This is a genomic window from Streptococcus oralis subsp. dentisani (genome assembly GCF_002860905.1).
GTDB classification, from domain to species: Bacteria; Bacillota; Bacilli; order Lactobacillales; family Streptococcaceae; genus Streptococcus; species Streptococcus oralis_BA.
This window is the reverse complement of record NZ_PKIG01000009.1, coordinates 1-23,985: the sequence shown is the minus strand read 5'-3', so window position 1 is coordinate 23,985 and position 23,985 is coordinate 1. Positions and strand designations below refer to the sequence as shown.

The window sequence follows — 23,985 nt, the reverse complement described above, 5'->3', positions numbered from 1 at the left end:
AATAGTTGAAAACGCTTAAAAGAGGAGTCTTGTTATGACAAAAACAATTGCAATCAATGCAGGAAGTTCAAGTTTGAAATGGCAATTATACTTAATGCCAGAGGAAAAAGTGTTAGCCAAAGGCTTGATTGAACGTATCGGTTTGAAAGATTCAATTTCGACTGTAAAATTTGACGGCCGTTCTGAGCAACAAATTTTGGATATCGAAAATCATACACAAGCTGTTAAAATCTTATTGGATGACTTGATTCGTTTCGATATTATCAAGGCTTATGATGAGATTACAGGTGTTGGACACCGTGTTGTTGCAGGTGGAGAATATTTCAAAGAATCAACAGTCGTTGAGGGAGATGTTTTAGAAAAAGTTGAAGAGTTGAGCTTGTTGGCTCCTCTCCACAATCCAGCCAATGCAGCAGGTGTTCGTGCCTTCAAGGAGTTGTTGCCAGACATTACCAGTGTAGTTGTTTTTGATACTTCATTCCACACAAGTATGCCAGAGAAAGCTTATCGCTACCCTCTCCCAACAAAATATTACACAGAAAACAAGGTTCGTAAATATGGTGCCCACGGTACAAGTCACCAGTTTGTAGCAGGAGAAGCCGCAAAACTTTTGGGACGTCCATTAGAAGACTTGAAATTGATTACTTGCCACATCGGTAATGGTGCTTCTATTACAGCTGTTAAGGGTGGTCAATCTGTCGATACTTCAATGGGATTCACTCCACTTGGTGGTGTGATGATGGGAACTCGTACAGGGGATATTGACCCAGCTATCATTCCTTATTTAATGCAATATACAGAGGACTTTAACACGCCTGAGGATATTAGTCACGTCCTTAATCGTGAATCAGGGCTTATGGGTGTTTCAGGCAAATCTAGTGATATGCGCGATGTGATTGCTGCTATGGAAGAAGGGGACCACGATGCCACTTTAGCCTATGAAATGTATGTTGACCGTATCCAAAAACATATCGGTCAATACCTTGCAGTCTTAAATGGAGCAGATGCTATTATCTTTACTGCAGGTATCGGTGAAAATGCTGCAAATGTGCGTGAAGATGTTATCTCAGGTATCTCTTGGTTTGGTTGTGATGTTGACCCAGAAAAGAACGTCTTTGGTGTGACAGGAGACATCTCAACAGAGGCAGCGAAGATCCGTGTATTGGTTATTCCAACTGATGAAGAATTGGTCATTGCCCGTGACGTTGAACGCTTGAAAAAATAAGTAAAACTAGAAAAAATATTTAGTACAAGGAGTTGGGAAAGAGATTTTTCCAGCTTCTTTTTCTGATGAAATTGTGCAAAACCTTGCTATGATTGGCTTTTTTGAAAAATATGGTATAATAGTAGTAATTTAATAGATGGAGTTGAGTTTTGAAGAAAAACTTTCGTGTAAAAAGAGAGAAAGATTTTAAGGCGATTTTCAAGGAGGGGACAAGTTTTGCCAATCGCAAATTTGTTGTCTACCAATTAGAAAATCAGAAAAACCATTTTCGAGTAGGTCTATCAGTTAGCAAAAAACTGGGGAATGCCGTCACTAGAAATCAAATTAAGCGACGGATTCGGCATATTATCCAGAATGCAAAAGGGAGTCTGGTAGAAGATGTCGATTTTGTTGTCATTGCTCGAAAAGGGGTCGAAACCTTGGGATACGCAGAGATGGAGAAAAATCTACTCCACGTATTAAAATTATCAAAGATTTACCAGGAAGGAAATGGGAGTGAAAAAGAAACTACAGTTGACTAGTTTGCTAGGACTGTCTCTATTGATCATGACAGCCTGTGCGACTAATGGGACAACTAGCGATATTACAGCCGATTCGGCTGATTTTTGGAGTAAATTTGTTTACTTCTTTGCGGAAATCATTCGCTTTTTATCGTTTGATATCAGTATCGGAGTGGGGATTATCCTCTTTACGGTCTTGATTCGTACAGTTCTCTTGCCAGTCTTCCAAGTGCAAATGGTGGCTTCCAGAAAAATGCAGGAAGCTCAACCACGCATTAAGGCGCTTCGAGAACAATATCCAGGTCGTGATATGGAAAGCAGAACCAAGCTAGAGCAAGAAATGCGTAAAGTCTTTAAAGAAATGGGTGTCAGACAGTCAGATTCTCTTTGGCCGATTTTGATTCAGATGCCGGTTATCTTGGCTTTGTTCCAAGCTCTATCAAGAGTTGACTTTTTAAAGACAGGTCATTTCTTATGGATTAACCTTGGTGGTGTGGATACAACCCTTGTTCTTCCTGTTTTAGCAGCTGTATTTACCTTTTTAAGTACTTGGCTGTCTAATAAAGCCTTGTCTGAGCGTAATGGGGCTACAACTGCGATGATGTATGGGATTCCAGTCTTGATTTTTATCTTTGGGGTTTATGCTCCAAGCGGAGTAGCGCTCTACTGGGCAGTTTCCAATGCTTATCAAGTCTTGCAAACCTATTTCTTGAATAATCCATTCAAGATTATTGCAGAGCGTGAGGCCGTAGTACAGGCACAAAAAGATTTGGAAAATAGAAAAAGAAAAGCCAAGAAAAAGGCTCAGAAAACGAAATAATAAGGAGGAATCTGGTAATGGTAGTATTTACAGGTTCAACTGTTGAAGAAGCAATCCAGAAAGGATTGAAAGAATTAGATATCCCAAGACTGAAGGCTCACATCAAAGTCATTTCTCGTGAGAAAAAAGGGTTTCTTGGCTTATTTGGTAAAAAACCAGCCCAAGTGGATATCGATGCTATTAGTGAAACGACAGTTGTAAAAGCAAACCAACAAGCTGTGAAGGGAGTTCCAAAACAAATCAATGATTTGAATGAGCCTGTTAAAACAGTCAGTGAAGCAACGGTTGATTTGGGTCATGTTGTAGAAGCAATTAAAAAGATTGAAGAGGGAGGTCAAGGTATTTCTGATGAAGTCAAGGCTGAAATCTTGAAAAATGAAAAACATGCTAATACCATTTTAGAAGAAACTGGTCACATTGAGATTTTAAATGAATTACAACTTGAAGAAACTGCTCTCGAAGAAGAAGTAGAAATTCCTATTATTGAAAGCCAAGCCGAGCAAACTGAAAGTCAAGAACTAGAAGACTTGGGCTTGAAGGTTGAACCGAGCTTTGATATTGAACAAGTAGCTACGGAAGTAACGACTTATGTTCAAACAATTATTGATGACATGGATGTTGAAGCCACACTTTCAAATGATTATAACCGTCGTAGTATCAATTTGCAAATTGATACTAACGAACCAGGTCGTATTATCGGCTACCATGGTAAAGTCTTGAAGGCCTTGCAACTATTGGCTCAAAATTATCTTTACAATCGCTATTCAAGAACCTTCTATATCACTATTAATGTCAATGATTATGTTGAACACCGTGCAGAAGTCTTGCAGACCTATGCGCAAAAATTGGCGACTCGTGTTTTAGAAGAAGGACGTAGTCATCAGACAGATCCAATGTCGAATAGCGAACGCAAGATTATTCATCGTATTATTTCACGTATGGATGGCGTGACCAGTTACTCTGAAGGTGATGAGCCAAATCGTTATGTTGTCGTAGATACAGAATAAGTAAAATCAGGGTTATCCTGATTTTTTGCTAGCTGGAGGAGATTAAATTAATGTTGAATAAGATAAGAGACTATTTAGACTTTGCTGGTTTGCAGTACCGTAATCCTGATAAGGCGGGAGCAGAGCGAGAGAAAATGCTGGCATTCCGCCACAAAGGTCAAGAGGCACGAAAGGCTTTTACAGAACTGGCTAAAGCCTTTCAAGCAAGCCATCCAGAATGGCAACTTCAACAGACTAGCCAGTGGATGAACCAAGCGCAGCGTTTGCGACCACATTTTTGGGTTTATCTACAGAGAGGCGGACAAGTGGCAGAACCTATGATAGCCTTACGTTTATATGGAAGTTCTTCTGATTTTGGAGTCTCACTAGAAGTCAGTTTCATCGAGCGCAAGAAGGATGAGCAAACCTTGGAGCAACAAGCCAAGGTCCTAGAAGTTCCAGTTGTAGAAGGGATTTATTATCTAGCCTACTCTGATGGCCAAAGTCAATGGTGGGAGGCGAACGAAGAAAATCGTCAGGTCTTAGTCGAGAAGGTAGGCAGCCAAGAAATCCGAAAAGTGTTAGTTAAAGCAGATGTTTCTGTGACAGAAAATTCATCTGAAGAAGATATCGTGGAAAATTTACTGAAATCTTATGATAAAATTTTTCCATTTTATCTAGCTACGAGAAATTAAGCTAATCATTAAAATATCATAAATCATACAGTCCAAGAGTGAACAGTCCGCTGTGTAATTCTTGGTCTTTTTGTTTACGCTTTCAAAGTATATAATAAACCTACAAAAACAATTCAAAAGGAGAACAATTATGGAAGTCATTTCAAGTGTTCTAAATTGGTTTTCTAGCAATATTTTGCAGAATCCCGCATTTTTCGTAGGTTTATTGGTGTTGGTAGGATACGCACTTTTGAAAAAACCTGCCCATGATGTTTTCTCAGGGTTTGTTAAAGCAACAGTAGGGTATATGTTGCTCAACGTGGGTGCGGGTGGTTTGGTTACAACCTTCCGTCCGATCTTAGCAGCCCTTAACTACAAATTCCAAATTGGCGCAGCGGTTATCGACCCTTACTTTGGACTTGCTGCAGCAAACAACAAAATTGCAGCAGAGTTTCCAGATTTTGTTGGAACTGCAACTACAGCTCTATTGATTGGTTTCGGAATAAATATCTTGCTCGTAGCTCTTCGCAAGATTACGAAGGTAAGAACCCTCTTTATTACTGGTCACATCATGGTACAACAAGCTGCAACAGTATCTCTTATGGTTCTATTCTTAGTACCACAATTGCGCAATGCTTACGGTACAGCAGCGATTGGTATCATCTGTGGACTTTACTGGGCGGTTAGTTCAAATATGACTGTTGAGGCAACTCAACGCTTGACTGGTGGTGGCGGATTTGCGATTGGTCACCAACAGCAATTTGCAATCTGGTTTGTAGATAAAGTAGCAGGACGCTTTGGTAAGAAAGAAGAAAGTTTAGACAATCTTAAATTACCTAAGTTCCTCTCAATCTTCCACGATACAGTTGTTGCATCTGCTACCTTGATGCTCGTATTCTTCGGAGCCATTCTTTTAATCTTGGGTCCAGACATTATGTCTAATAAAGAAGTCATCACTTCAGGAACTCTATTCAATCCTGCTAAACAAGATTTCTTTATGTACATTATTCAAACAGCCTTTACCTTCTCAGTTTACTTGTTCGTTTTGATGCAAGGTGTCCGCATGTTCGTATCTGAGTTGACAAACGCCTTCCAAGGTATTTCAAACAAATTGTTGCCAGGCTCATTCCCAGCGGTTGACGTTGCAGCTTCTTATGGATTTGGTTCTCCAAACGCTGTCTTGTCAGGATTTGCCTTTGGTTTGATTGGTCAATTGATCACAATTGTCTTGCTCATCGTCTTTAAAAATCCGATTCTTATTATTACAGGATTTGTACCAGTGTTCTTTGACAATGCAGCCATTGCGGTCTACGCTGATAAACGCGGTGGATGGAAAGCGGCTGTTATCCTATCCTTCATCTCAGGTGTTCTCCAAGTTGCTTTAGGAGCTCTCTGTGTAGCTCTTCTTGATTTAGCATCTTATGGTGGTTACCATGGAAATATCGACTTTGAATTCCCATGGCTTGGATTTGGATATATCTTCAAATACCTTGGTATTGTTGGTTATGTACTTGTGTGTCTCTTCTTGCTTGTTATTCCTCAACTTCAATTTGCCAAAGCAAAAGATAAAGGGAAATATTACAACGGTGAAGTTCAAGAAGAAGCTTAGTATCTAGAAAAGGAGAAATAAAATGGTTAAAGTATTAGCAGCGTGCGGAAATGGAATGGGTTCATCAATGGTTATCAAGATGAAGGTTGAAAATGCTCTCCGTAAGCTTAATCAAACAGATTTTACAGTCAATTCATGCAGTGTCGGTGAAGCTAAAGGTCTAGCAGCAGGATATGACATCGTAATCGCTTCTCTTCATTTGATTCAAGAATTGGAAGGGCGAACTAATGGGAAGTTAATTGGGCTTGACAACTTGATGGATGATAAAGAAATCACAGAAAAACTCAGTCAAGCACTACAGTAAAAGGTTGGAGGGGGCTGGACAGAAACTGAGAGTTATCGTTTCTGTCCTTCTCCCTCTTTAAATAAAGGAGGCAGATATGAATTTAAAACAAGCTTTAATTGACAATGACTCGATCCGACTAGGTTTAGAGGCTCACGATTGGAAAGAAGCAGTCAAGGTAGCGGTAGATCCCTTGATTGAAAGTGGGGCAATTTTGTCAGAGTATTACGATGCTATCATTGAATCGACTGAAGAGTATGGCCCGTACTATATCTTGATGCCAGGTATGGCTATGCCCCACGCTAGACCTGAAGCGGGTGTGCAAAGTGATGCCTTTTCATTGATTACCTTACAAAATCCTGTTGTATTTTCAGATGGGAAAGAGGTATCTGTTTTGTTGGCACTAGCAGCAACAAGCTCAAAAATTCACACAAGTGTAGCCATTCCACAAATCATTGCCCTGTTTGAATTAGAAGATTCTATTTCACGTTTACAGGCTTGCCAGACTAAAGAAGATGTCTTGGCTATGATTGAAGAATCTAAGGATAGCCCTTATCTCGAAGGATTGGATTTGGAAAGTTAGAAAGAGGAATAAAGAAATGACAAAAAGAATACCTAATTTACAAGTTGCATTAGATCATTCAGACTTGCAAGGAGCGATTAAAGCAGCTGTTTCTGTTGGTCAGGAAGTAGATATTATCGAAGCTGGAACTGTTTGCTTATTACAAGTTGGAAGTGAACTGGTTGAAGTCTTGCGAAGCCTTTTTCCAGATAAGATTATTGTGGCAGACACAAAATGTGCCGATGCTGGTGGAACAGTTGCCAAAAATAATGCCGTTCGTGGTGCCGATTGGATGACTTGTATCTGCTGTGCAACTATCCCTACTATGGAAGCGGCTCTAAAGGCTATCACGGCTGAACGTGGAGACCGAGGCGAAATCCAGATTGAACTTTATGGCGATTGGACTTTTGAACAAGCTCAGCTTTGGCTAGATGCTGGTATCTCACAAGCTATTTATCACCAATCTCGTGATGCACTTCTTGCTGGTGAGACTTGGGGTGAAAAAGACCTTAATAAGGTTAAAAAACTCATCGACATGGGCTTCCGTGTGTCTGTAACAGGTGGTCTAGATGTAGATACTCTCAAACTATTTGAAGGCGTTGATGTCTTTACCTTCATCGCAGGTCGTGGAATTACAGAAGCTGCGGATCCAGCAGGAGCAGCGCGTGCCTTCAAGGATGAAATCAGACGAATTTGGGGGTAAACCATGGCACGTCCAATTGGAATTTATGAAAAGGCAACCCCGACACACTTTACTTGGCTAGAACGTTTAAATTTTGCCAAGGAGTTAGGCTTTGATTTTGTAGAGATGTCTATTGATGAACGTGACGAGCGTTTAGCAAGACTGGACTGGAGCAAGGATGAGCGTTTGGAAGTTGTCAAAGCAATCTATAAAACTGGTGTTCGTATTCCTTCTATCTGTTTTTCAGGCCATCGTCGCTACCCATTGGGATCAAATGATCCAGTTATAGAGGAAAAATCTCTAGAACTCATGAAAAAATGTATTGAATTAGCCCAAGACTTGGGAGTTCGTACTATTCAATTAGCTGGTTACGACGTTTATTATGAGGAAAAGTCACCCCAGACACGCCAACGTTTTATCAAAAATTTGAGAAAAGCTTGTGACTGGGCTGAAGAGGCTCAGGTGGTACTTGCTATTGAAATTATGGATGATCCTTTCATCAATAGCATCGAAAAATACTTGGCTGTAGAAAAAGAGATTGACTCTCCCTACCTCTTTGTATACCCAGATATTGGTAATGTATCTGCATGGCATAATGATGTCTACAGTGAATTTTATCTTGGGCATCATGCCATCGCAGCTCTCCATCTCAAGGATACTTATGCAGTGACAGAAAGTTCAAAGGGCCAGTTCCGAGATGTAACTTTTGGGCAAGGTTGTGTCAAATGGGAAGAAGCTTTCGATATTTTAAAACAAACCAATTATAATGGACCTTTCCTAATCGAAATGTGGTCTGAAAATTGTGAAACTGTAGAAGAAACACGCGCAGCCATTCAAGAGGCGCAAGCTTTTCTCTATCCACTAATTAAGAAAGCAGGTTTGATGTAAGATGAATCAAGTAATTAATGCTATGCGTAAACGAGTCTGTGATGCCAATCAATCATTGCCAAAACATGGACTTGTCAAATTTACCTGGGGCAATGTATCGGAAGTCAATCGCGAACTCGGTGTCATTGTTATCAAACCATCAGGCGTAGATTATGACGAATTGACACCTGAAAACATGGTGGTGACTGATCTAGATGGTAATGTCCTAGAAGGGGATTTAAGACCATCTTCTGATCTTCCAACTCATGTGCAGTTATATAAGGCTTGGTCAGAAATTGGTAGTGTGGTCCACACCCATTCGACAGAAGCAGTTGGTTGGGCTCAAGCTGGACGCGATATTCCTTTCTACGGAACAACCCATGCAGATTATTTCTACGGTTCAATCCCTTGCGCCCGTAGTTTGACCAAGGATGAAGTAGAAGTGGCCTATGAAAAAGATACTGGCCTAGTTATCGTAGAAGAGTTTGAACGTCGCGGACTTAACCCGGTTGAAGTACCAGGAATTGTTGTACGCAATCACGGTCCATTCACCTGGGGAAAAAATCCAGAGAATGCTGTCTATCACTCTGTTGTACTAGAGGAAGTGTCTAAGATGAATCGTTTCACAGAGCAAATCAATCCAAGAGTTGAACCTGCTCCCCAGTACATCCTAGAAAAGCACTACCAACGTAAGCATGGACCAAATGCTTATTACGGTCAAAAGAAATAAGAAATTGAATTGAAAAGAGGCTAGGACCTTTCGATCCAAGCCTCGCTTTTGTAATTGTAAGTATTCGTTATTAAGAGACTACTGTTGATAATTGAAATGCGTTAGTGAATGTGATACTATTATAAAGTTGTTTTCAAGGCAGTTGATTGATAGAGGAGTATGAAATATGGTACTGGATAAGGCAAGTTGTGATTTGCTTCAATATTTGATGGATCAAGAAACGTCCAAAACGATTATGGCGATTTCAAAAGATTTGAAAGAGTCAAGAAGGAAAATTTATTATCACATTGACAAAATCAATGCTGCTTTGGGTGACGAGGCGCTTCATATCATTAGTATTCCACGAATTGGTATTCACTTAACGGAAGAGCAGAGAGATGCTTGTTGTGAACTATTATCGGAAGTAGATTCGTACGATTATATCATGAGTGCGCATGAACGTATGATGATAATGTTACTATGGATAGGTATTTCTAAAGAACGTATTACGATTGAAAAATTGATGGAGTTAACAGAGGTGTCTAGGAATACTGTTCTCAATGATTTGAATAGTATTCGTTATCAACTAACTTTGGAACAATATCAGGTGACCTTGCAAGTGAGCAAGTCACAGGGATACCATCTTCATGCCCACCCTCTTAATAAAATTCAGTATCTTCAATCGCTTCTATATCATATTTTTATGGAAGAAAATGCCACTTTTGTATCTATTTTAGAAGATAAGATGAAAGAGAGGTTAGATGGTGAGTGTTTGCTTTCTGTTGAAATGAACCAATTTTTTAAGGAACAGGTTCCTTTAGTTGAACAAGATTTAGGGAAGAAAATAAATCATCATGAAGTAACTTTTATGTTGCAGGTTCTACCTTATTTGCTGTTAAGCTGTCATAATGTTGAACAGTATCAAGAAAGACATCAGGATATAGAGAAAGAATTTTCTTTGATAAGAAAAAGAATAGAGTATCAGGTGTCTAAGAAATTAGGAGAACGGTTGTTTCAAAAGTTTGAAATTTCTTTGTCAGAACTTGAAGTTTCTCTTGTAGCTGTTCTTCTCCTCTCCTATCGTAAAGATTTGGATATTCATGCAGAAAGTGATGATTTTCGGCAGTTAAAACTTGCTTTAGAAGAATTCATCTGGTATTTTGAATCACAAATCCGAATGGAGATTGAGAACAAGGATGATTTGTTAAGAAATTTGATGATCCACTGTAAAGCCTTGTTATTTAGAAAGACTTACGGTATTTTTTCTAAAAATCCTCTAACAAAACAAATTCGATCCAAGTATGGAGAATTATTTTTAGTCACTAGAAAATCTGCGGAAATTTTAGAAGGAGCATGGTTTATTCGGCTAACAGACGATGATATTGCCTATTTGACGATTCATATTGGAGGATTTTTAAAGTATACACCATCGTCTCAAAAAAATATGAAAAAAGTTTATCTCGTTTGTGATGAAGGTGTTGCGGTTTCGAGACTTTTGCTGAAACAATGCAAACTTTATTTTCCAAATGAGCAAATTGGCACTGTATTTACAACAGAACAATTTAAGAGTGTGGAAGATATTGCACAAGTTGATGTAGTGATTACTACTAATGATGATTTGGATAGCAGATTTCCGATTTTAAGGGTTAATCCTATCCTTGAAGCAGAAGATATTTTGAAAATGCTAGACTATCTTAAACACAATATATTTCGTAATGAGAGCAAAAGTTTCAGTGAAAATCTTTCTAGTCTTATTTCGTCTTATATTGTAGACAGTAAGTTGGCTAGTAAGTTCCAAGAAGAGGTTCAAACACTTATAAATCAAGAAATAGTAGTTCAAGCTTTTTTGGAAGATATTTGAAGGACAGTCCAATGATGAACACAAACCTGTGTTTTTCTTGGTCTTTTTTAGTGTTTTGAAGGATGGTATACTAATCTCAAAGATAACAATTATATCCAAAGGAGGCAACATATGCCAAATGTCAAAGAAATTACAAGAGAGTCATGGATTTTAGCTACTTTCCCAGAGTGGGGAACATGGTTGAACGAAGAAATCGAAGAAGAAGTCGTACCTGAAGGCAATTTTGCCATGTGGTGGCTAGGCAACTGTGGTACTTGGATTAAGACACCAGGTGGTGCTAACGTTGTCATGGACCTTTGGTCAAACCGTGGAAAATCAACCAAAAAAGTGAAAGATATGGTTCGTGGGCACCAAATGGCAAATATGGCAGGTGTTCGTAAGTTGCAACCAAACTTGCGTGTTCAGCCAATGGTTATCGATCCATTTGCTATCAACGAACTAGATTATTACTTAGTTTCACACTTCCATAGTGATCATATCGACCCATACACAGCTGCAGCAATTCTCAACAATCCGAAGTTAGAGCATGTTAAGTTTATCGGTCCTTACCACTGTGGACGAATCTGGGAAGGATGGGGTGTTCCAAAAGAACGTATCATAGTTGTTAAACCAGGTGACACTATCGAATTAAAAGATATGAAGATTCATGCAGTAGAATCATTTGACCGTACTTGCTTGGTAACTCTCCCAGTGAACGGTGCTGATGAGACAGGCGGTGAACTTGCTGGCTTAGCTGTTACAGATGAAGAAATGGCTCAAAAGGCTGTTAACTATATCTTTGAAACACCAGGTGGAACCATCTATCATGGTGCAGATTCTCACTTCTCAAACTATTTTGCAAAACATGGTAAAGACTTTAAAATTGATGTTGCTTTGAATAACTATGGTGAAAATCCGGTAGGTATCCAAGATAAAATGACATCTATCGACCTTCTTCGTATGGCAGAAAATCTGCGTACCAAAGTCATTATCCCAGTTCACTATGATATCTGGTCTAACTTCATGGCTTCTACTAATGAGATTCTAGAACTTTGGAAAATGAGAAAAGATCGCTTGCAATACGATTTCCATCCATTTATCTGGGAAGTTGGCGGTAAGTACACTTATCCTCAAGATCAACACTTAGTAGAATACCATCATCCACGTGGTTTTGATGATTGTTTTGAACAAGACTCTAACATTCAATTTAAAGCTTTGCTATAATATAAAAATATTCTTTGGAGGTTATCCGTATGTTGCATGATACGGATAATTTTCATATAATAGTAAAATAGAATGTGTGATTCAATAATCACCTCAAATAGAAAGGAAATTCTATGTCAAATCTATCTGTTAATGCAATTCGTTTCCTAGGTATTGACGCTATCAACAAAGCCAACTCAGGTCACCCAGGTGTGGTTATGGGAGCAGCTCCGATGGCTTACAGCCTCTTTACAAAACAACTTCGTATCAATCCAGCTCAACCAAACTGGATTAACCGCGACCGTTTTATTCTTTCAGCAGGTCATGGTTCAATGCTCCTTTATGCTCTTCTTCACCTTTCTGGTTTTGAAGATGTCAGCATGGATGAGATCAAGAGCTTCCGTCAATGGGGTTCAAAAACACCAGGTCACCCAGAATTTGGCCATACAGCAGGGATTGATGCTACGACAGGTCCTCTAGGTCAAGGGATTTCAACTGCCACTGGTTTTGCCCAAGCAGAACGTTTCTTGGCAGCCAAATATAACCGCGAAGGCTACAATATCTTTGACCACTATACTTACGTTATCTGTGGAGACGGAGACTTGATGGAAGGTGTCTCAAGCGAGGCAGCTTCGTACGCAGGCTTGCAAAAACTAGATAAGTTGGTTGTCCTTTATGATTCAAATGACATCAACTTGGATGGTGAGACAAAGGATTCCTTTACAGAAAGCGTTCGTGACCGTTACAATGCCTACGGTTGGCATACTGCCTTGGTTGAAGATGGAACAGACTTGGAAGCAATCCATGCTGCTATCGAAACGGCTAAAGCTTCAGGCAAGCCATCTTTGATTGAAGTGAAGACTGTTATTGGATACGGTTCTCCAAATAAACAAGGAACTAATGCCGTACATGGTGCTCCTCTTGGAGCAGATGAAACTGCAGCTACTCGTCAAGCTCTCGGTTGGGACTATGAACCATTTGAAATTCCAGAACAAGTTTATGCTGATTTCAAAGAACATGTTGCAGACCGTGGCGCATCAGCTTATGAAGCTTGGACAAAATTAGTTGCTGACTATAAAGAAGCGCATCCAGAATTGGCTGCGGAAGTAGAAGCTATCATCGATGGACGTGATCCAGTTGAAGTGACTCCAGCAGACTTCCCAGCTTTAGAAAATGGCTTCTCTCAAGCAACTCGTAATTCAAGTCAAGATGCCTTGAATGTTGTGGCAGCTAAGTTACCAACTTTCTTGGGTGGTTCAGCTGACCTAGCTCACTCAAACATGACTTATATCAAGACTGACGGACTTCAAGACGATGCTAATCGTTTGAACCGTAACATCCAGTTTGGTGTTCGTGAATTTGCCATGGGAACGATCTTGAACGGGATGGCCCTTCACGGTGGACTTCGTGTATATGGTGGAACTTTCTTCGTCTTCTCTGACTATGTGAAGGCAGCTGTTCGCTTGTCAGCCTTACAAGGACTTCCTGTGACTTATGTCTTTACCCACGATTCAATCGCGGTTGGGGAAGACGGTCCAACGCACGAACCAGTTGAGCATTTAGCAGGTCTTCGTGCCATGCCAAATCTAAATGTTTTCCGTCCAGCAGATGCGCGTGAAACGCAAGCAGCTTGGTACCTTGCAGTGACAAGTGAGAAAACACCAACTGCCCTTGTCTTGACACGTCAAAACTTGACTGTTGAAGAGGGAACAGACTTCGACAAGGTTGCAAAAGGTGCCTATGTTGTCTATGAAAATGCAGCAGACTTTGATACAATCTTGATTGCGACAGGTTCAGAGGTCAATCTTGCTGTCTCGGCTGCTAAAGAATTGGCTAGTCAAGGCGAAAAAGTCCGTGTAGTCAGCATGCCATCCACAGATGTCTTTGATAAACAAGATGCAGCTTACAAGGAAGAAATTCTTCCAAATGCAGTTCGCCGTCGTGTTGCAGTCGAAATGGGTGCAACTCAAAACTGGTACAAATATGTTGGACTAGATGGTGCTGTTCTTGGTATTGATACCTTCGGAGCCTCTGCCCCAGCACCAAAAGTATTGTCAGAATATGGCTTTACTGTCGAAAATCTTGTAAAAGTCGTTCAAAACTTGAAATAATCCTAAAAATCAGGGCGCAAGCTCTGGTTTTTCTTACTAGAAAAGCAAGGTACAATCTTGTAAAAGTAGCTGAAATTTGATATAGTAGTCCTATGTAAAAGACAAAGGAGAATATAATGGAATCACAATATACATTTTTAATCATTCTTGTGGCTATGGTGGGCTTGATGTTCTTTACGCAACGCTCTCAAAAGAAACAAGCACAAAAACGTATGGAAAGCTTGAATAAATTACAAAAAGGCTATGAAGTTATTACAATCGGTGGACTTTATGGAACAGTCGATGAAGTAGATACAGAAAAGAAAACAATTGTTCTTGATGTAGATGGGGTTTACTTGACTTTTGAACTAGCTGCTATCAAGACAGTATTACCACTTAAAGAAACAGCTTCACTCGAAGGTGCAATTGAAAAATAAGACGGGATCACTAACTCCCGTTTTTCTATAAAAGAAAGGAAATGGGATGAAAAAACTAGTCTTTGTCTGTCTGGGAAATATTTGCCGCAGCCCTATGGCCGAGTTTGTTATGAAATCAATGACAGATAATTACGAAATCCAAAGTCGAGCGACTTCCTCTTGGGAACATGGCAATCCAATTCATAAGGGAACTCAGGGGGTTTTTCAACAGTATCAGATTCCTTATGACAAGAATAAGACATCGCTTCAGATTAGTAAGAAAGATTTTGAAGACTTTGATTATATTATCGGAATGGATGCTTCAAATGTTTCTGACTTACGTCAGATGTGTCCAGTAGACTGTCAAGATAAGATTTACTCATTTGCATCTGAAAGTGTACCAGATCCTTGGTACACAGGGGATTTTGAAGAGACCTATAGGCGTGTTCAAGAGGGGTGTCAAGCTTGGTTAGAACGTTTAGAAAAGGAGAGTGAAGGTGGAAAATCTTAAGAATTTTTACGAAAAGTATCGTGTCTATCTGACTCGTCCACGTTTAGAGCTTTTGGCAGTAGTTATGATTGTTTTCTGTGCCGTACTCGTCTTTTTTCTAAATATTCCCGGAAAAGGTGTTCTAAAGCTTGATAATGGAACGATTGTTTATGATGGCAGTCTTGTACGTGGTAAAATGAATGGACAAGGCACCATCACCTTCCAAAATGGAGATCAATATACAGGTGGCTTCAACAATGGAGCCTTCAACGGAAAAGGTACCTTTCAATCTAAAGAAGGCTGGACCTACGAAGGTGATTTTGTAAATGGTCAGGCTGAAGGAAAAGGAAAGCTAACAACAGAACAAGGAGTCGTTTATGAAGGGACTTTTAAACAAGGCGTTTTTCAACAAAAATAAAGCCTCCTTATCAAAGGAGGTATTGTTAGAATGTTAAAGTAAGCGCTTACATGCAAATCCCTTTCTTTCCAAGTATTTCTTCCAAGAAAGCTTGTGAAATAAAAAATATTTGAAATAAATTTCACAAACTTTAAAGATAAAACCTGATAAGAAAAGAAAATGAGAAAAATTTCACAAGGGTTTAAAAATTCTTTGTGAAATGTTTATGAAACTGTTTACAAAGTTGAAATAATGCGTTATAATAAACTTGTGAAAAAATTAACAAAGGATATCGATCCTTGAAAGCTATGGAGGAAAATATGGCTGATAAAAAAACAGTAACACCTGAGGAAAAACAACTTGCTGCTGAAAAGCATGTCGATGGTCTCGTAAAAAAAGCCTTGGTTGCACTTGATGAGATGCGCAAGTTGAACCAAGAACAAGTTGACTATATTGTAGCAAAAGCTTCGGTTGCAGCACTTGACGCGCATGGTATACTGGCACAACATGCAGTTGAAGAAACTGGTCGTGGGGTATTTGAAGATAAGGCAACGAAAAATCTATTTGCCTGTGAACACGTAGTGAACAATATGCGTGGAGTTAAAACAGTTGGAGTTATCGAAGATGATCCAATTACAGGGTTGACGAAGATTGCTGAACCTGTTGGTGTAATTTGTGGTGTCACTCCAACAACCAACCCAACTTCAACAGCTATTTTCAAATCATTGATTGCTTTGAAAACACGTAATCCAATCGTGTTTGCTTTCCACCCATCAGCTCAAGAATCATCAGCCCACGCAGCACAGATCGTTCGTGATGCCGCTATCGCAGCTGGAGCGCCTGAAAACTGTGTTCAATGGATTACAGAGCCATCTATGGAAGCAACTGGAGCGCTTATGAACCACGAAGGTGTTGCTACTATCCTTGCAACTGGTGGTAATGCCATGGTTAAAGCGGCATATTCATGTGGTAAACCAGCTCTTGGGGTAGGTGCCGGAAACGTTCCTGCCTATGTAGAAAAATCTGCTGACCTTCGTCAAGCTGCTCATGACATCGTTATGTCTAAATCATTTGATAATGGGATGGTCTGTGCATCAGAGCAAGCAGTTATCATTGATAAAGAAGTGTACGACGATTTTGTAGAAGAATTCAAATCATACCACACTTACTTTGTAAATAAAAAAGAAAAAGCACTTCTTGAAGAATTCTGTTTTGGTGTGAAAGCAAACAGCAAAAACTGTGCTGGTGCTAAACTAAATGCAAACATTGTTGGTAAACCAGCAGCATGGATTGCAGAACAAGCAGGATTCAGTGTTCCAGAAGGAACAAATATCTTGGCTGCAGAATGTGAGGAAGTAGGACCAAAAGAACCACTGACTCGTGAAAAATTGTCACCAGTAATCGCTGTATTGAAAGCTGAAGATACAGAAGATGGTCTTACAAAAGCTCGTCAAATGGTTGAGTTTAACGGACTTGGTCACTCAGCAGCTATCCATACAAAAGACGAAGAGCTTGCTAAACGCTTTGGTACAGAAATCAAAGCTATGCGTATTATCTGGAACTCTCCATCTACTTTCGGTGGTATCGGTGACGTTTACAATGCCTTCATCCCATCATTGACACTTGGATGTGGTTCATACGGACGCAATTCAGTTGGTGATAACGTGAGTGCGATTAACCTCCTAAACATCAAGAAAGTAGGGAAACGTAGAAATAATATGCAATGGTTTAAAGTTCCTTCAAAAATTTACTTCGAACGCAATTCTATCCAATACCTTCAAACATGTGAAGATATTGAACGCGTTATGATCGTTACGGACAAATCAATCGAAAAACTCGGTTTCGTTCAACGTGTTATCGACCAATTGAACGCACGTAGCAACCGTGTAACTGTCCAAGTCTTCTCAGATGTTGAACCAGATCCAGATATCACAACTGTAGAACGTGGTACTGAGGTTATGAGAGCATTTGAACCAGATACAATTATCGCTCTGGGTGGTGGTTCACCAATGGATGCGGCTAAAGTTATGTGGCTCTTCTACGAACAACCAGAAGTCGACTTCCGTGACTTGGTTCAAAAATTCATGGATATCCGTAAACGTGCCTTCCGCTTCCCATCGCTTGGTAAGAAAGCGAAGTACATCGGTATCCCGACAACTTCTGGTACAGGTTCAGAAGTAACACCATTTGCTGTTATCTCTGATAAGAAAAACAACCGTAAATATCCATTGGCTGACTACTCATTGACACCAACTATTGCGATTGTTGACCCTGCTTTGGTTGAATCAGTTCCAGATTTCATTACTGCTGACACAGGTATGGATGTCTTGACTCATGCGACTGAAGCCTACACTTCAAACTTCGCTAACGACTACACAGATGGTATCGCCCTTCAATCAATCAAACTTGTCTTTGAATGGTTGGAAAAATCTGTTAAGACTGCTGACCCAGAAGCTCGTGAAAGAATGCATAATGCTTCTACAATGGCAGGTATGGCCTTCGCCAATGCCTTCCTTGGTATGAGTCACTCAATGGCCCACAAGATCGGTGCGGTTCACCATACTGTTCACGGACGTACAAACGCAATCTTGCTTCCATACGTTATCCGTTACAACGGAACTCGTCCATCTAAGACCACTACATGGCCTAAATACAACTACTGGAAAGCTGATGAGAAATTCCAAGACATCGCGAAAATGCTTGGCTTGCCTCACTCAACTCCAGAAGAAGCAGTTGAAGCATACGCTAAAGCTGTTTATGAACTTGGTGTTGCAGTAGGTATCAAGATGAACTTCAAGGATCAAGGAATTGATGAAAAAGCTTGGAAAGACAGTTTGCATGAAATTGCCTTGCTTGCTTATGAAGATCAATGTTCACCTGCTAACCCACGCTTGCCAATGGTAGCTGACATGGAAGAAATTATGGCAGATGCTTACTATGGTTATGCAGAATGTCCAGGACGTCGTAAATAATCGTTTATCAGCCTAGAGGCAGGAATTTCCTGTCTCTTTTTTTGTGAAATAGGGGTATCGAAAATAAATTTTAGCTTTCTATTTTCGTTTTTTATTTGAAAAAGAAAAGCGGTAAATGACTATGTAGATAAAGAAAGACAGCAGTATAGGCTTTCAGAGAAGAAAGAAAAATAAGTGAGGTGTAGACAAAAAACAACGCCCGTACTTGCAATTAAACTTAAATAGTTATATAATAGGTTTGTTGAAAGGTGATTTGTAGTGATTCAAGTTACTCTTTTCACAATAAAAATTTCATGATTTTCATAAGGAGGAAATCACTAATGGTAGTTAAAGTTGGTATTAACGGTTTCGGACGTATCGGTCGTCTTGCTTTCCGTCGTATCCAAAACGTAGAAGGTGTTGAAGTTACACGCATCAACGACCTTACAGATCCAGTTATGCTTGCACACTTGTTGAAATACGACACAACTCAAGGTCGTTTCGACGGTACTGTTGAAGTTAAAGAAGGTGGATTCGAAGTTAACGGTAAATTCGTTAAAGTTTCTGCTGAACGTGATCCAGAACAAATCGACTGGGCTACTGACGGTGTAGAAATCGTTCTTGAAGCTACTGGTTTCTTTGCTAAGAAAGAAGCAGCTGAAAAACACCTTAAAGGTGGAGCTAAAAAAGTTGTTATCACTGCTCCTGGTGGAAACGACGTTAAAACAGTTGTATTTAACACTAACCACGACGTTCTTGACGGTACTGAAACAGTTATCTCAGGTGCTTCATGTACTACAAACTGCTTGGCTCCAATGGCTAAAGCTCTTCAAGACAACTTTGGTGTTGTTGAAGGATTGATGACTACTATCCACGCTTACACTGGTGACCAAATGATCCTTGACGGACCACACCGTGGTGGTGACCTTCGCCGTGCTCGCGCTGGTGCTGCAAACATCGTTCCTAACTCAACTGGTGCTGCAAAAGCTATCGGTCTTGTAATCCCAGAATTGAACGGTAAACTTGACGGATCTGCACAACGCGTTCCAACTCCAACTGGATCAGTTACTGAATTGGTAGCAGTTCTTGAAAAGAACGTTACTGTTGATGAAGTGAACGCAGCTATGAAAGCAGCTTCAAACGAATCATACGGTTACACAGAAGATCCAATCGTATCTTCAGATATCGTAGGTATGTCTTACGGTTCATTGTTTGACGCAACTCAAACTAAAGTTCTTGACGTTGACGGTAAACAATTGGTTAAAGTTGTATCATGGTACGACAATGAAATGTCATATACTGCACAACTTGTTCGTACTCTTGAATACTTCGCAAAAATCGCTAAATAATTCTTGAGTCGATAAAAAGCAAGGCCTCTTGGTCTTGCTTTTCTTATGTGGAAAAATGGATGACGCAATCATCCATTTTTTTTAATTCTTTTTCAAAAGTATCTGAAAGAGTAGTGAAGCTTAATTTCTCTAATGTAAGCGGATGGGTAAAGGACAGTCGAAAGGCATGAAGCATAAGTCGACTTGATTTTTCTTTGCTATTATAGAGAGGGTCGCCTAGGATAGGAAGATTGTGATGCGAAAGGTGGACACGAATCTGATGGGTTCTGCCTGTCTTTAGTCTACAACGAACCAAGGAAGTTTTGTTTGGAAATTGCTTTAATCTGCTTACCTGTGTTTCAGCATATTGCCCATTTTTTGTATCAACTATTCGTTTTCTACGATCATGGCGATCACGTCCGATTTTGTCCCTGAAAACAAGCTCTTTGCTGTTGATATTTCCGTCAACAAGTGCCCAATATTCTCTAGCAATCTCTTTTTTCTCCAATAAGCGATTGAGAATAGGTAGGATAAAAGGATTTTTAGCAAAAAGAACTAAACCGCTAGTTTCCATGTCTAGACGATGAACGACATAACAGGTCTGGCCAACGTAGGCGCTGACATGGTTAAGAAGAGCAATTTCGTTTGGTTGGTTACCGTGTGTTTTCATCCCCTCAGGTTTGTTTACAATAATCAGGTGTTGGTCTTGATAAACTTCCTGAACTAAGTCTGGGTTGCCCCAAGGGATTGTCTTTTTGGGATAATCTTCCTCGTCAAATGTCAACTGGCAAACATCTCCAGGATTTACCATCTCGTTCCAGTGAACTTCTTCTTGATTTACCAAAATATGTTTCTTGATTCTCAAAAAATGCCGGATTTTTCTAGGGATGAGGAGTTGTTCCTCAAGTAATTGCTTTACCGTCATTTGAGGTAGAGAGTCTGGTAATGTAAATGTGAATTGCATACAGATATTGTAACAAAAAAAGCCCTATTTGGATAGGAAATAGCTAAATTCTTGTCTTCCTATGATGAAGATGATAAAATAAACGCATGAAATTAGATAAATTATTCGAGAAATTTCTTTCTCTTTTTAAAAAAGAAACAAGTGAACTAGAGGACTCTGATTCTACTAGCTTACGTCGCTCTCGTAGTGATCGAAAAAAATTAGCCCAAGTAGGTCCAATTCGAAAATTCTGGCGTCGCTATTATCTAACAAAGATTGTCCTTATACTAGGTTTGAGTGCAGGCTTGCTAGTTGGAACCTATTTGTTTGCTGTTGCCAAATCAACCAATGTCAATGATTTGCAAAACGCCTTGAAAACTCGGACTATCATTTTTGACCGTGAAGAAAAAGAGGCAGGTGCTTTGTCTGGTCAAAAGGGAACCTATGTTGAGCTGACTGATATTAGTAAAAATTTGCAGAATGCCGTTATTGCGACAGAAGACCGCTCTTTCTATAAAAATGACGGGATTAACTATGGTCGTTTCTTCTTGGCGATTGTCACTGCTGGACGTTCAGGTGGTGGATCTACTATTACCCAACAGCTAGCTAAAAACGCCTATTTGTCGCAGGATCAAACTGTCGAGAGAAAAGCGAAAGAATTTTTCCTTGCCTTAGAATTAACAAAAAAATATAGTAAGGATCAGATCTTAACCATGTACCTTAACAATGCCTATTTTGGAAATGGTGTGTGGGGTGTAGAAGATGCGAGTAAGAAATACTTTGGAGTTTCTGCGTCAGAAGTGAGTTTGGATCAAGCTGCGACTCTGGCAGGGATGCTGAAGGGGCCGGAACTGTATAATCCTTTGAATTCCGTAGAAGATTCTACCAATCGTCGCGACACTGTCTTACAAAATATGGTTGCAGCAGGATATATTGATAAAAACCAAGAAACCGAAGCTGCGGAAGTTGATATGAATTCGCAATTGCACGATAAGTATGAAGGGAAAATCTCAGATTATCGCTATCCTGCTTACTTTGATGCGGTGGTTAATGAAGCTGTTTCTAAGTATAATCTAACAGAGGAAGAAATCGTCAATAATGGCTACCGCATTTATACAGAGCTGGACCAAAACTACCAAGCAAATATGCAGGTTGTCTATGAAAATACAGCGCTATTTCCGAGGGCAGAGGATGGAACATTTGCTCAATCAGGAAGTGTCGCTCTCGAACCGAAAACAGGAGGAGTTCGTGGAGTTGTCGGTCAAGTTGCTGACAATGATAAAACTGGATTCCGGAATTTCAACTATGCAACTCAATCAAAACGTAGCCCTGGTTCTACAATTAAGCCTTTAGTTGTTTATACCCCAGCAGTTGAAGCAGGTTGGGCTTTGAACAAGCAGTTGGATAACCATACCATGCAGTATGACAGCTATAAGGTAGATAACTATGCAGGAATCAAAAAGAGTCGAGAAGTTCCTATGTATCAAGCCTTGGCAGAATCGCTTAATCTACCTGCTGTTGCTACTGTTAATGATTTGGGTGTTGATAAGGCTTTTGAGGCAGGCGAAAAATTTGGACTCAACATGGAAAAGGTCGACCGTGTTCTTGGTGTCGCTTTGGGAAGCGGTGTCGAAACCAATCCTCTTCAAATGGCTCAAGCATATGCTGCCTTTACCAATGAAGGTTTAATGCCGGAAGCTCATTTTATTAGTAGAATTGAAAATGCTAGTGGTCAGGTTATTGCCAGCCATAAAAATTCACAAAAACGGGTGATTGATAAGTCTGTAGCTGACAAGATGACCAGTATGATGTTGGGGACATTCACCAACGGCACCGGTATTAGTTCATCGCCTGCAGATTATGTCATGGCAGGAAAAACTGGAACAACTGAAGCTGTTTTCAATCCGGAGTACACAAGTGACCAGTGGGTAATTGGTTATACTCCGGATGTGGTGATTAGTCACTGGCTTGGTTTCCCGACCACGGATGAAAATCACTATCTAGCAGGATCTACTTCAAACGGTGCAGCCCATGTCTTTAGAAATATTGCAAATACCATTTTACCTTATACACCAGGAAGTACCTTTACAGTTGAAAATGCTTATAAGCAAAATGGAATTGCACCAGCTAACACAAAAAGACAAGTACAAACCAATGATAATAGCCAGACAGATGATAATTTGTCTGATATTAGAGGACGTGCGCAAAGTCTAGTAGATGAGGCTAGCCGGGCTATCTCAGATGCGAAGATTAAGGAAAAGGCTCAAACAATATGGGATTCGGTAGTCAATCTATTTCGCTAAGATGCTTGTCAAAGCCTAGCTTTCTTGTTATAATAGATAAGATGGAGGCGTTATGGCACTAAAAAAAGCAAGCCTAGCTTGTGCGGTTTGTGGTTCGAGAAACTATTCAATCAAGATCAGTGGAAACCCCAAGCCTACACGACTAGAAGTAAATAAATTTTGTAAGCATTGTGGCAAGTACACTACACATAGAGAAACGAGATAGGAGAGAGCGATGCGTTTTATTGGAGATATTTTTAGACTTCTTAAAGACACAACATGGCCAACTCGCAAGGAAAGCTGGAGAGATTTTCGTTCTATCATGGAATACACTGCTTTCTTTGTTGTGATTATTTACATTTTTGACCAGTTGATTGTTTCAGGTTTGATTCGATTTATTAACATTTTTTAGAAGAGTAGTGAAAGTACACTAAAAATCTTCTATTTATGAAAGGAAATATCATGGATAGTTTTGATAAAGGATGGTTTGTTTTACAAACTTATTCTGGTTATGAAAATAAGGTGAAAGAAAATCTATTACAACGTGCACAAACCTACAATATGTTGGATAATATTCTACGCGTTGAAATTCCAACACAAACAGTGCAAGTTGAAAAAAATGGAAAGAGAAAAGAAGTAGAAGAAAATCGCTTTCCAGGTTATGTTCTTGTAGAAATGGTCATGACAGATGAAGCTTGGTTTGTTGTTCGAAATACACCAAATGTTACAGGATTCGTCGGATCTCACGGAAATAGATCAAAACCAACTCCATTATTGGAACAAGAAATTCGTGATATCTTGGTTTCTATGGGACAAACTGTACAAGAGTTTGATATCGATGTTGAAGTTGGTCAAACTGTACGTATTATTGATGGAGCTTTTGCAGACTACACTGGTAAGATTACGGAGATTGATAACAATAAAGTGAAGATGATTATCTCTATGTTTGGTAATGACACAGTTGCAGAAGTAAACCTAAACCAAATCGCAGAATTATAACCCAAAGAGAGGCAAGACCTCTCTTTTTTGTGCAGTTGAGGAGCTAAAGGGTGCAGAATGGATGAAATGTGCCAAAAGTGTTTCTGAATCTGTTAGACTGTACACAGAAAGGGGAAGATTATGCTTAAA

24 protein-coding genes are annotated in these 23,985 nt (G+C 39.7%); 23 read left to right on the top strand and 1 reads right to left on the bottom strand.

Annotated elements, in window-relative coordinates; translation table 11 throughout:
* Nucleotides 1-34: 34 nt before the first annotated feature.
* The 19 genes from CYK16_RS09805 (at nucleotide 35) to gap (ending at nucleotide 19,653) form a co-directional block, all read left to right on the top strand.
* The gene (locus CYK16_RS09805) at nucleotides 35-1,225 is read left to right on the top strand and encodes an acetate kinase (protein ID WP_049521853.1); all 1,191 of its coding nucleotides are present in this window, start codon (nucleotides 35-37) and stop codon (nucleotides 1,223-1,225) included.
* Nucleotides 1,226-1,374: 149 nt separating this feature from the next.
* The gene (gene rnpA / locus CYK16_RS09800) at nucleotides 1,375-1,746 is read left to right on the top strand and encodes a ribonuclease P protein component (protein ID WP_000739245.1); all 372 of its coding nucleotides are present in this window, start codon (nucleotides 1,375-1,377) and stop codon (nucleotides 1,744-1,746) included.
* Nucleotides 1,721-2,545 (top strand): membrane protein insertase YidC, encoded by an 825-nt coding sequence (locus tag CYK16_RS09795; RefSeq protein WP_219619582.1) that lies wholly within the window; start codon nucleotides 1,721-1,723, stop codon nucleotides 2,543-2,545. Before rnpA ends, CYK16_RS09795 begins: the two co-directional genes overlap by 26 nt.
* Before the next feature lie 17 nt (nucleotides 2,546-2,562).
* A complete protein-coding gene (gene jag / locus CYK16_RS09790; RefSeq protein ID WP_060806177.1) occupies nucleotides 2,563-3,552 on the top strand; it encodes an RNA-binding cell elongation regulator Jag/EloR in 990 nt (329 codons plus the stop codon).
* A gap of 50 nt (nucleotides 3,553-3,602) precedes the next feature.
* Nucleotides 3,603-4,226 (top strand): hypothetical protein, encoded by a 624-nt coding sequence (locus CYK16_RS09785; RefSeq protein ID WP_060806178.1) that lies wholly within the window; start codon nucleotides 3,603-3,605, stop codon nucleotides 4,224-4,226.
* Nucleotides 4,227-4,356: 130 nt separating this feature from the next.
* Nucleotides 4,357-5,814, top strand: coding sequence for a PTS ascorbate transporter subunit IIC (locus CYK16_RS09780; RefSeq protein ID WP_060806179.1), 1,458 nt, complete (start codon nucleotides 4,357-4,359; stop codon nucleotides 5,812-5,814).
* A gap of 22 nt (nucleotides 5,815-5,836) precedes the next feature.
* Nucleotides 5,837-6,118 carry a PTS sugar transporter subunit IIB gene (locus tag CYK16_RS09775; protein ID WP_000241466.1) on the top strand — a complete coding sequence of 94 codons (282 nt, stop codon included), beginning with the start codon at nucleotides 5,837-5,839 and terminating at the stop codon, nucleotides 6,116-6,118.
* 76 nt (nucleotides 6,119-6,194) lie between these two features.
* On the top strand, nucleotides 6,195-6,680 hold the full coding sequence (locus CYK16_RS09770; RefSeq protein WP_060806180.1) for a PTS sugar transporter subunit IIA: 486 nt from the start codon (nucleotides 6,195-6,197) through the stop codon (nucleotides 6,678-6,680).
* 16 nt (nucleotides 6,681-6,696) lie between these two features.
* A complete protein-coding gene (locus tag CYK16_RS09765) occupies nucleotides 6,697-7,362 on the top strand; it encodes a 3-keto-L-gulonate-6-phosphate decarboxylase UlaD (RefSeq protein ID WP_049550772.1) in 666 nt (221 codons plus the stop codon).
* Between the two features lie 3 nt (nucleotides 7,363-7,365).
* Nucleotides 7,366-8,229, top strand: coding sequence for an L-ribulose-5-phosphate 3-epimerase (locus CYK16_RS09760; RefSeq protein WP_000113589.1), 864 nt, complete (start codon nucleotides 7,366-7,368; stop codon nucleotides 8,227-8,229).
* A gap of 1 nt (nucleotide 8,230) precedes the next feature.
* Entirely contained in the window at nucleotides 8,231-8,938 is a 708-nt protein-coding gene (locus CYK16_RS09755; protein WP_060806181.1) for an L-ribulose-5-phosphate 4-epimerase, read from the top strand.
* Nucleotides 8,939-9,104: 166 nt separating this feature from the next.
* Nucleotides 9,105-10,778, top strand: a complete 1,674-nt coding sequence (locus CYK16_RS09750; RefSeq protein ID WP_000242091.1) for a BglG family transcription antiterminator — start codon at nucleotides 9,105-9,107, stop codon at nucleotides 10,776-10,778.
* A 111-nt stretch (nucleotides 10,779-10,889) separates the two neighbouring features.
* A complete protein-coding gene (gene ulaG / locus CYK16_RS09745; RefSeq protein ID WP_001134226.1) occupies nucleotides 10,890-11,981 on the top strand; it encodes an L-ascorbate 6-phosphate lactonase in 1,092 nt (363 codons plus the stop codon).
* Nucleotides 11,982-12,094: 113 nt separating this feature from the next.
* On the top strand, nucleotides 12,095-14,071 hold the full coding sequence (tkt, locus tag CYK16_RS09740; RefSeq protein WP_060806182.1) for a transketolase: 1,977 nt from the start codon (nucleotides 12,095-12,097) through the stop codon (nucleotides 14,069-14,071).
* A gap of 116 nt (nucleotides 14,072-14,187) precedes the next feature.
* The gene (gene yajC, locus CYK16_RS09735; RefSeq protein WP_000445810.1) at nucleotides 14,188-14,487 is read left to right on the top strand and encodes a preprotein translocase subunit YajC; all 300 of its coding nucleotides are present in this window, start codon (nucleotides 14,188-14,190) and stop codon (nucleotides 14,485-14,487) included.
* Between the two features lie 46 nt (nucleotides 14,488-14,533).
* Nucleotides 14,534-14,977, top strand: a complete 444-nt coding sequence (locus CYK16_RS09730) for a low molecular weight protein-tyrosine-phosphatase (RefSeq protein ID WP_060806183.1) — start codon at nucleotides 14,534-14,536, stop codon at nucleotides 14,975-14,977.
* Nucleotides 14,964-15,374 (top strand): MORN repeat-containing protein, encoded by a 411-nt coding sequence (locus CYK16_RS09725; RefSeq protein ID WP_060806184.1) that lies wholly within the window; start codon nucleotides 14,964-14,966, stop codon nucleotides 15,372-15,374. The genes CYK16_RS09730 and CYK16_RS09725 overlap by 14 nt, the downstream gene beginning before the upstream one ends.
* 299 nt (nucleotides 15,375-15,673) lie before the next feature.
* Nucleotides 15,674-18,325: a bifunctional acetaldehyde-CoA/alcohol dehydrogenase gene (gene adhE / locus CYK16_RS09720; RefSeq protein ID WP_060806185.1), complete on the top strand. Its 2,652-nt coding sequence runs from the start codon at nucleotides 15,674-15,676 to the stop codon at nucleotides 18,323-18,325.
* Nucleotides 18,326-18,645: 320 nt separating this feature from the next.
* Complete coding sequence (gene gap / locus CYK16_RS09715) at nucleotides 18,646-19,653, top strand: type I glyceraldehyde-3-phosphate dehydrogenase (protein ID WP_000260685.1); 1,008 nt, start codon at nucleotides 18,646-18,648, stop codon at nucleotides 19,651-19,653.
* 43 nt (nucleotides 19,654-19,696) lie between these two features.
* Here the strand turns inward: gap and CYK16_RS09710 are convergent, their stop codons facing one another.
* On the bottom strand, nucleotides 19,697-20,596 hold the full coding sequence (locus CYK16_RS09710; RefSeq protein ID WP_081094105.1) for an RluA family pseudouridine synthase: 900 nt from the start codon (nucleotides 20,594-20,596) through the stop codon (nucleotides 19,697-19,699).
* Nucleotides 20,597-20,682: 86 nt separating this feature from the next.
* Here CYK16_RS09710 and pbp2a point away from each other — a divergent pair, with 86 nt between their 5' ends.
* The 4 genes from pbp2a to nusG are packed head-to-tail and all read left to right on the top strand — an operon-like array spanning nucleotide 20,683 to nucleotide 23,856.
* Nucleotides 20,683-22,878 carry a penicillin-binding protein PBP2A gene (gene pbp2a / locus CYK16_RS09705; RefSeq protein WP_060806186.1) on the top strand — a complete coding sequence of 732 codons (2,196 nt, stop codon included), beginning with the start codon at nucleotides 20,683-20,685 and terminating at the stop codon, nucleotides 22,876-22,878.
* Nucleotides 22,879-22,930: 52 nt separating this feature from the next.
* Complete coding sequence (gene rpmG, locus CYK16_RS09700) at nucleotides 22,931-23,083, top strand: 50S ribosomal protein L33 (RefSeq protein WP_001809375.1); 153 nt, start codon at nucleotides 22,931-22,933, stop codon at nucleotides 23,081-23,083.
* Nucleotides 23,084-23,092: 9 nt separating this feature from the next.
* Complete coding sequence (gene secE, locus CYK16_RS09695; RefSeq protein WP_001210991.1) at nucleotides 23,093-23,269, top strand: preprotein translocase subunit SecE; 177 nt, start codon at nucleotides 23,093-23,095, stop codon at nucleotides 23,267-23,269.
* 50 nt (nucleotides 23,270-23,319) lie between these two features.
* Nucleotides 23,320-23,856, top strand: a complete 537-nt coding sequence (nusG, locus tag CYK16_RS09690; protein ID WP_000376740.1) for a transcription termination/antitermination protein NusG — start codon at nucleotides 23,320-23,322, stop codon at nucleotides 23,854-23,856.
* Nucleotides 23,857-23,985 lie beyond the last annotated feature (129 nt).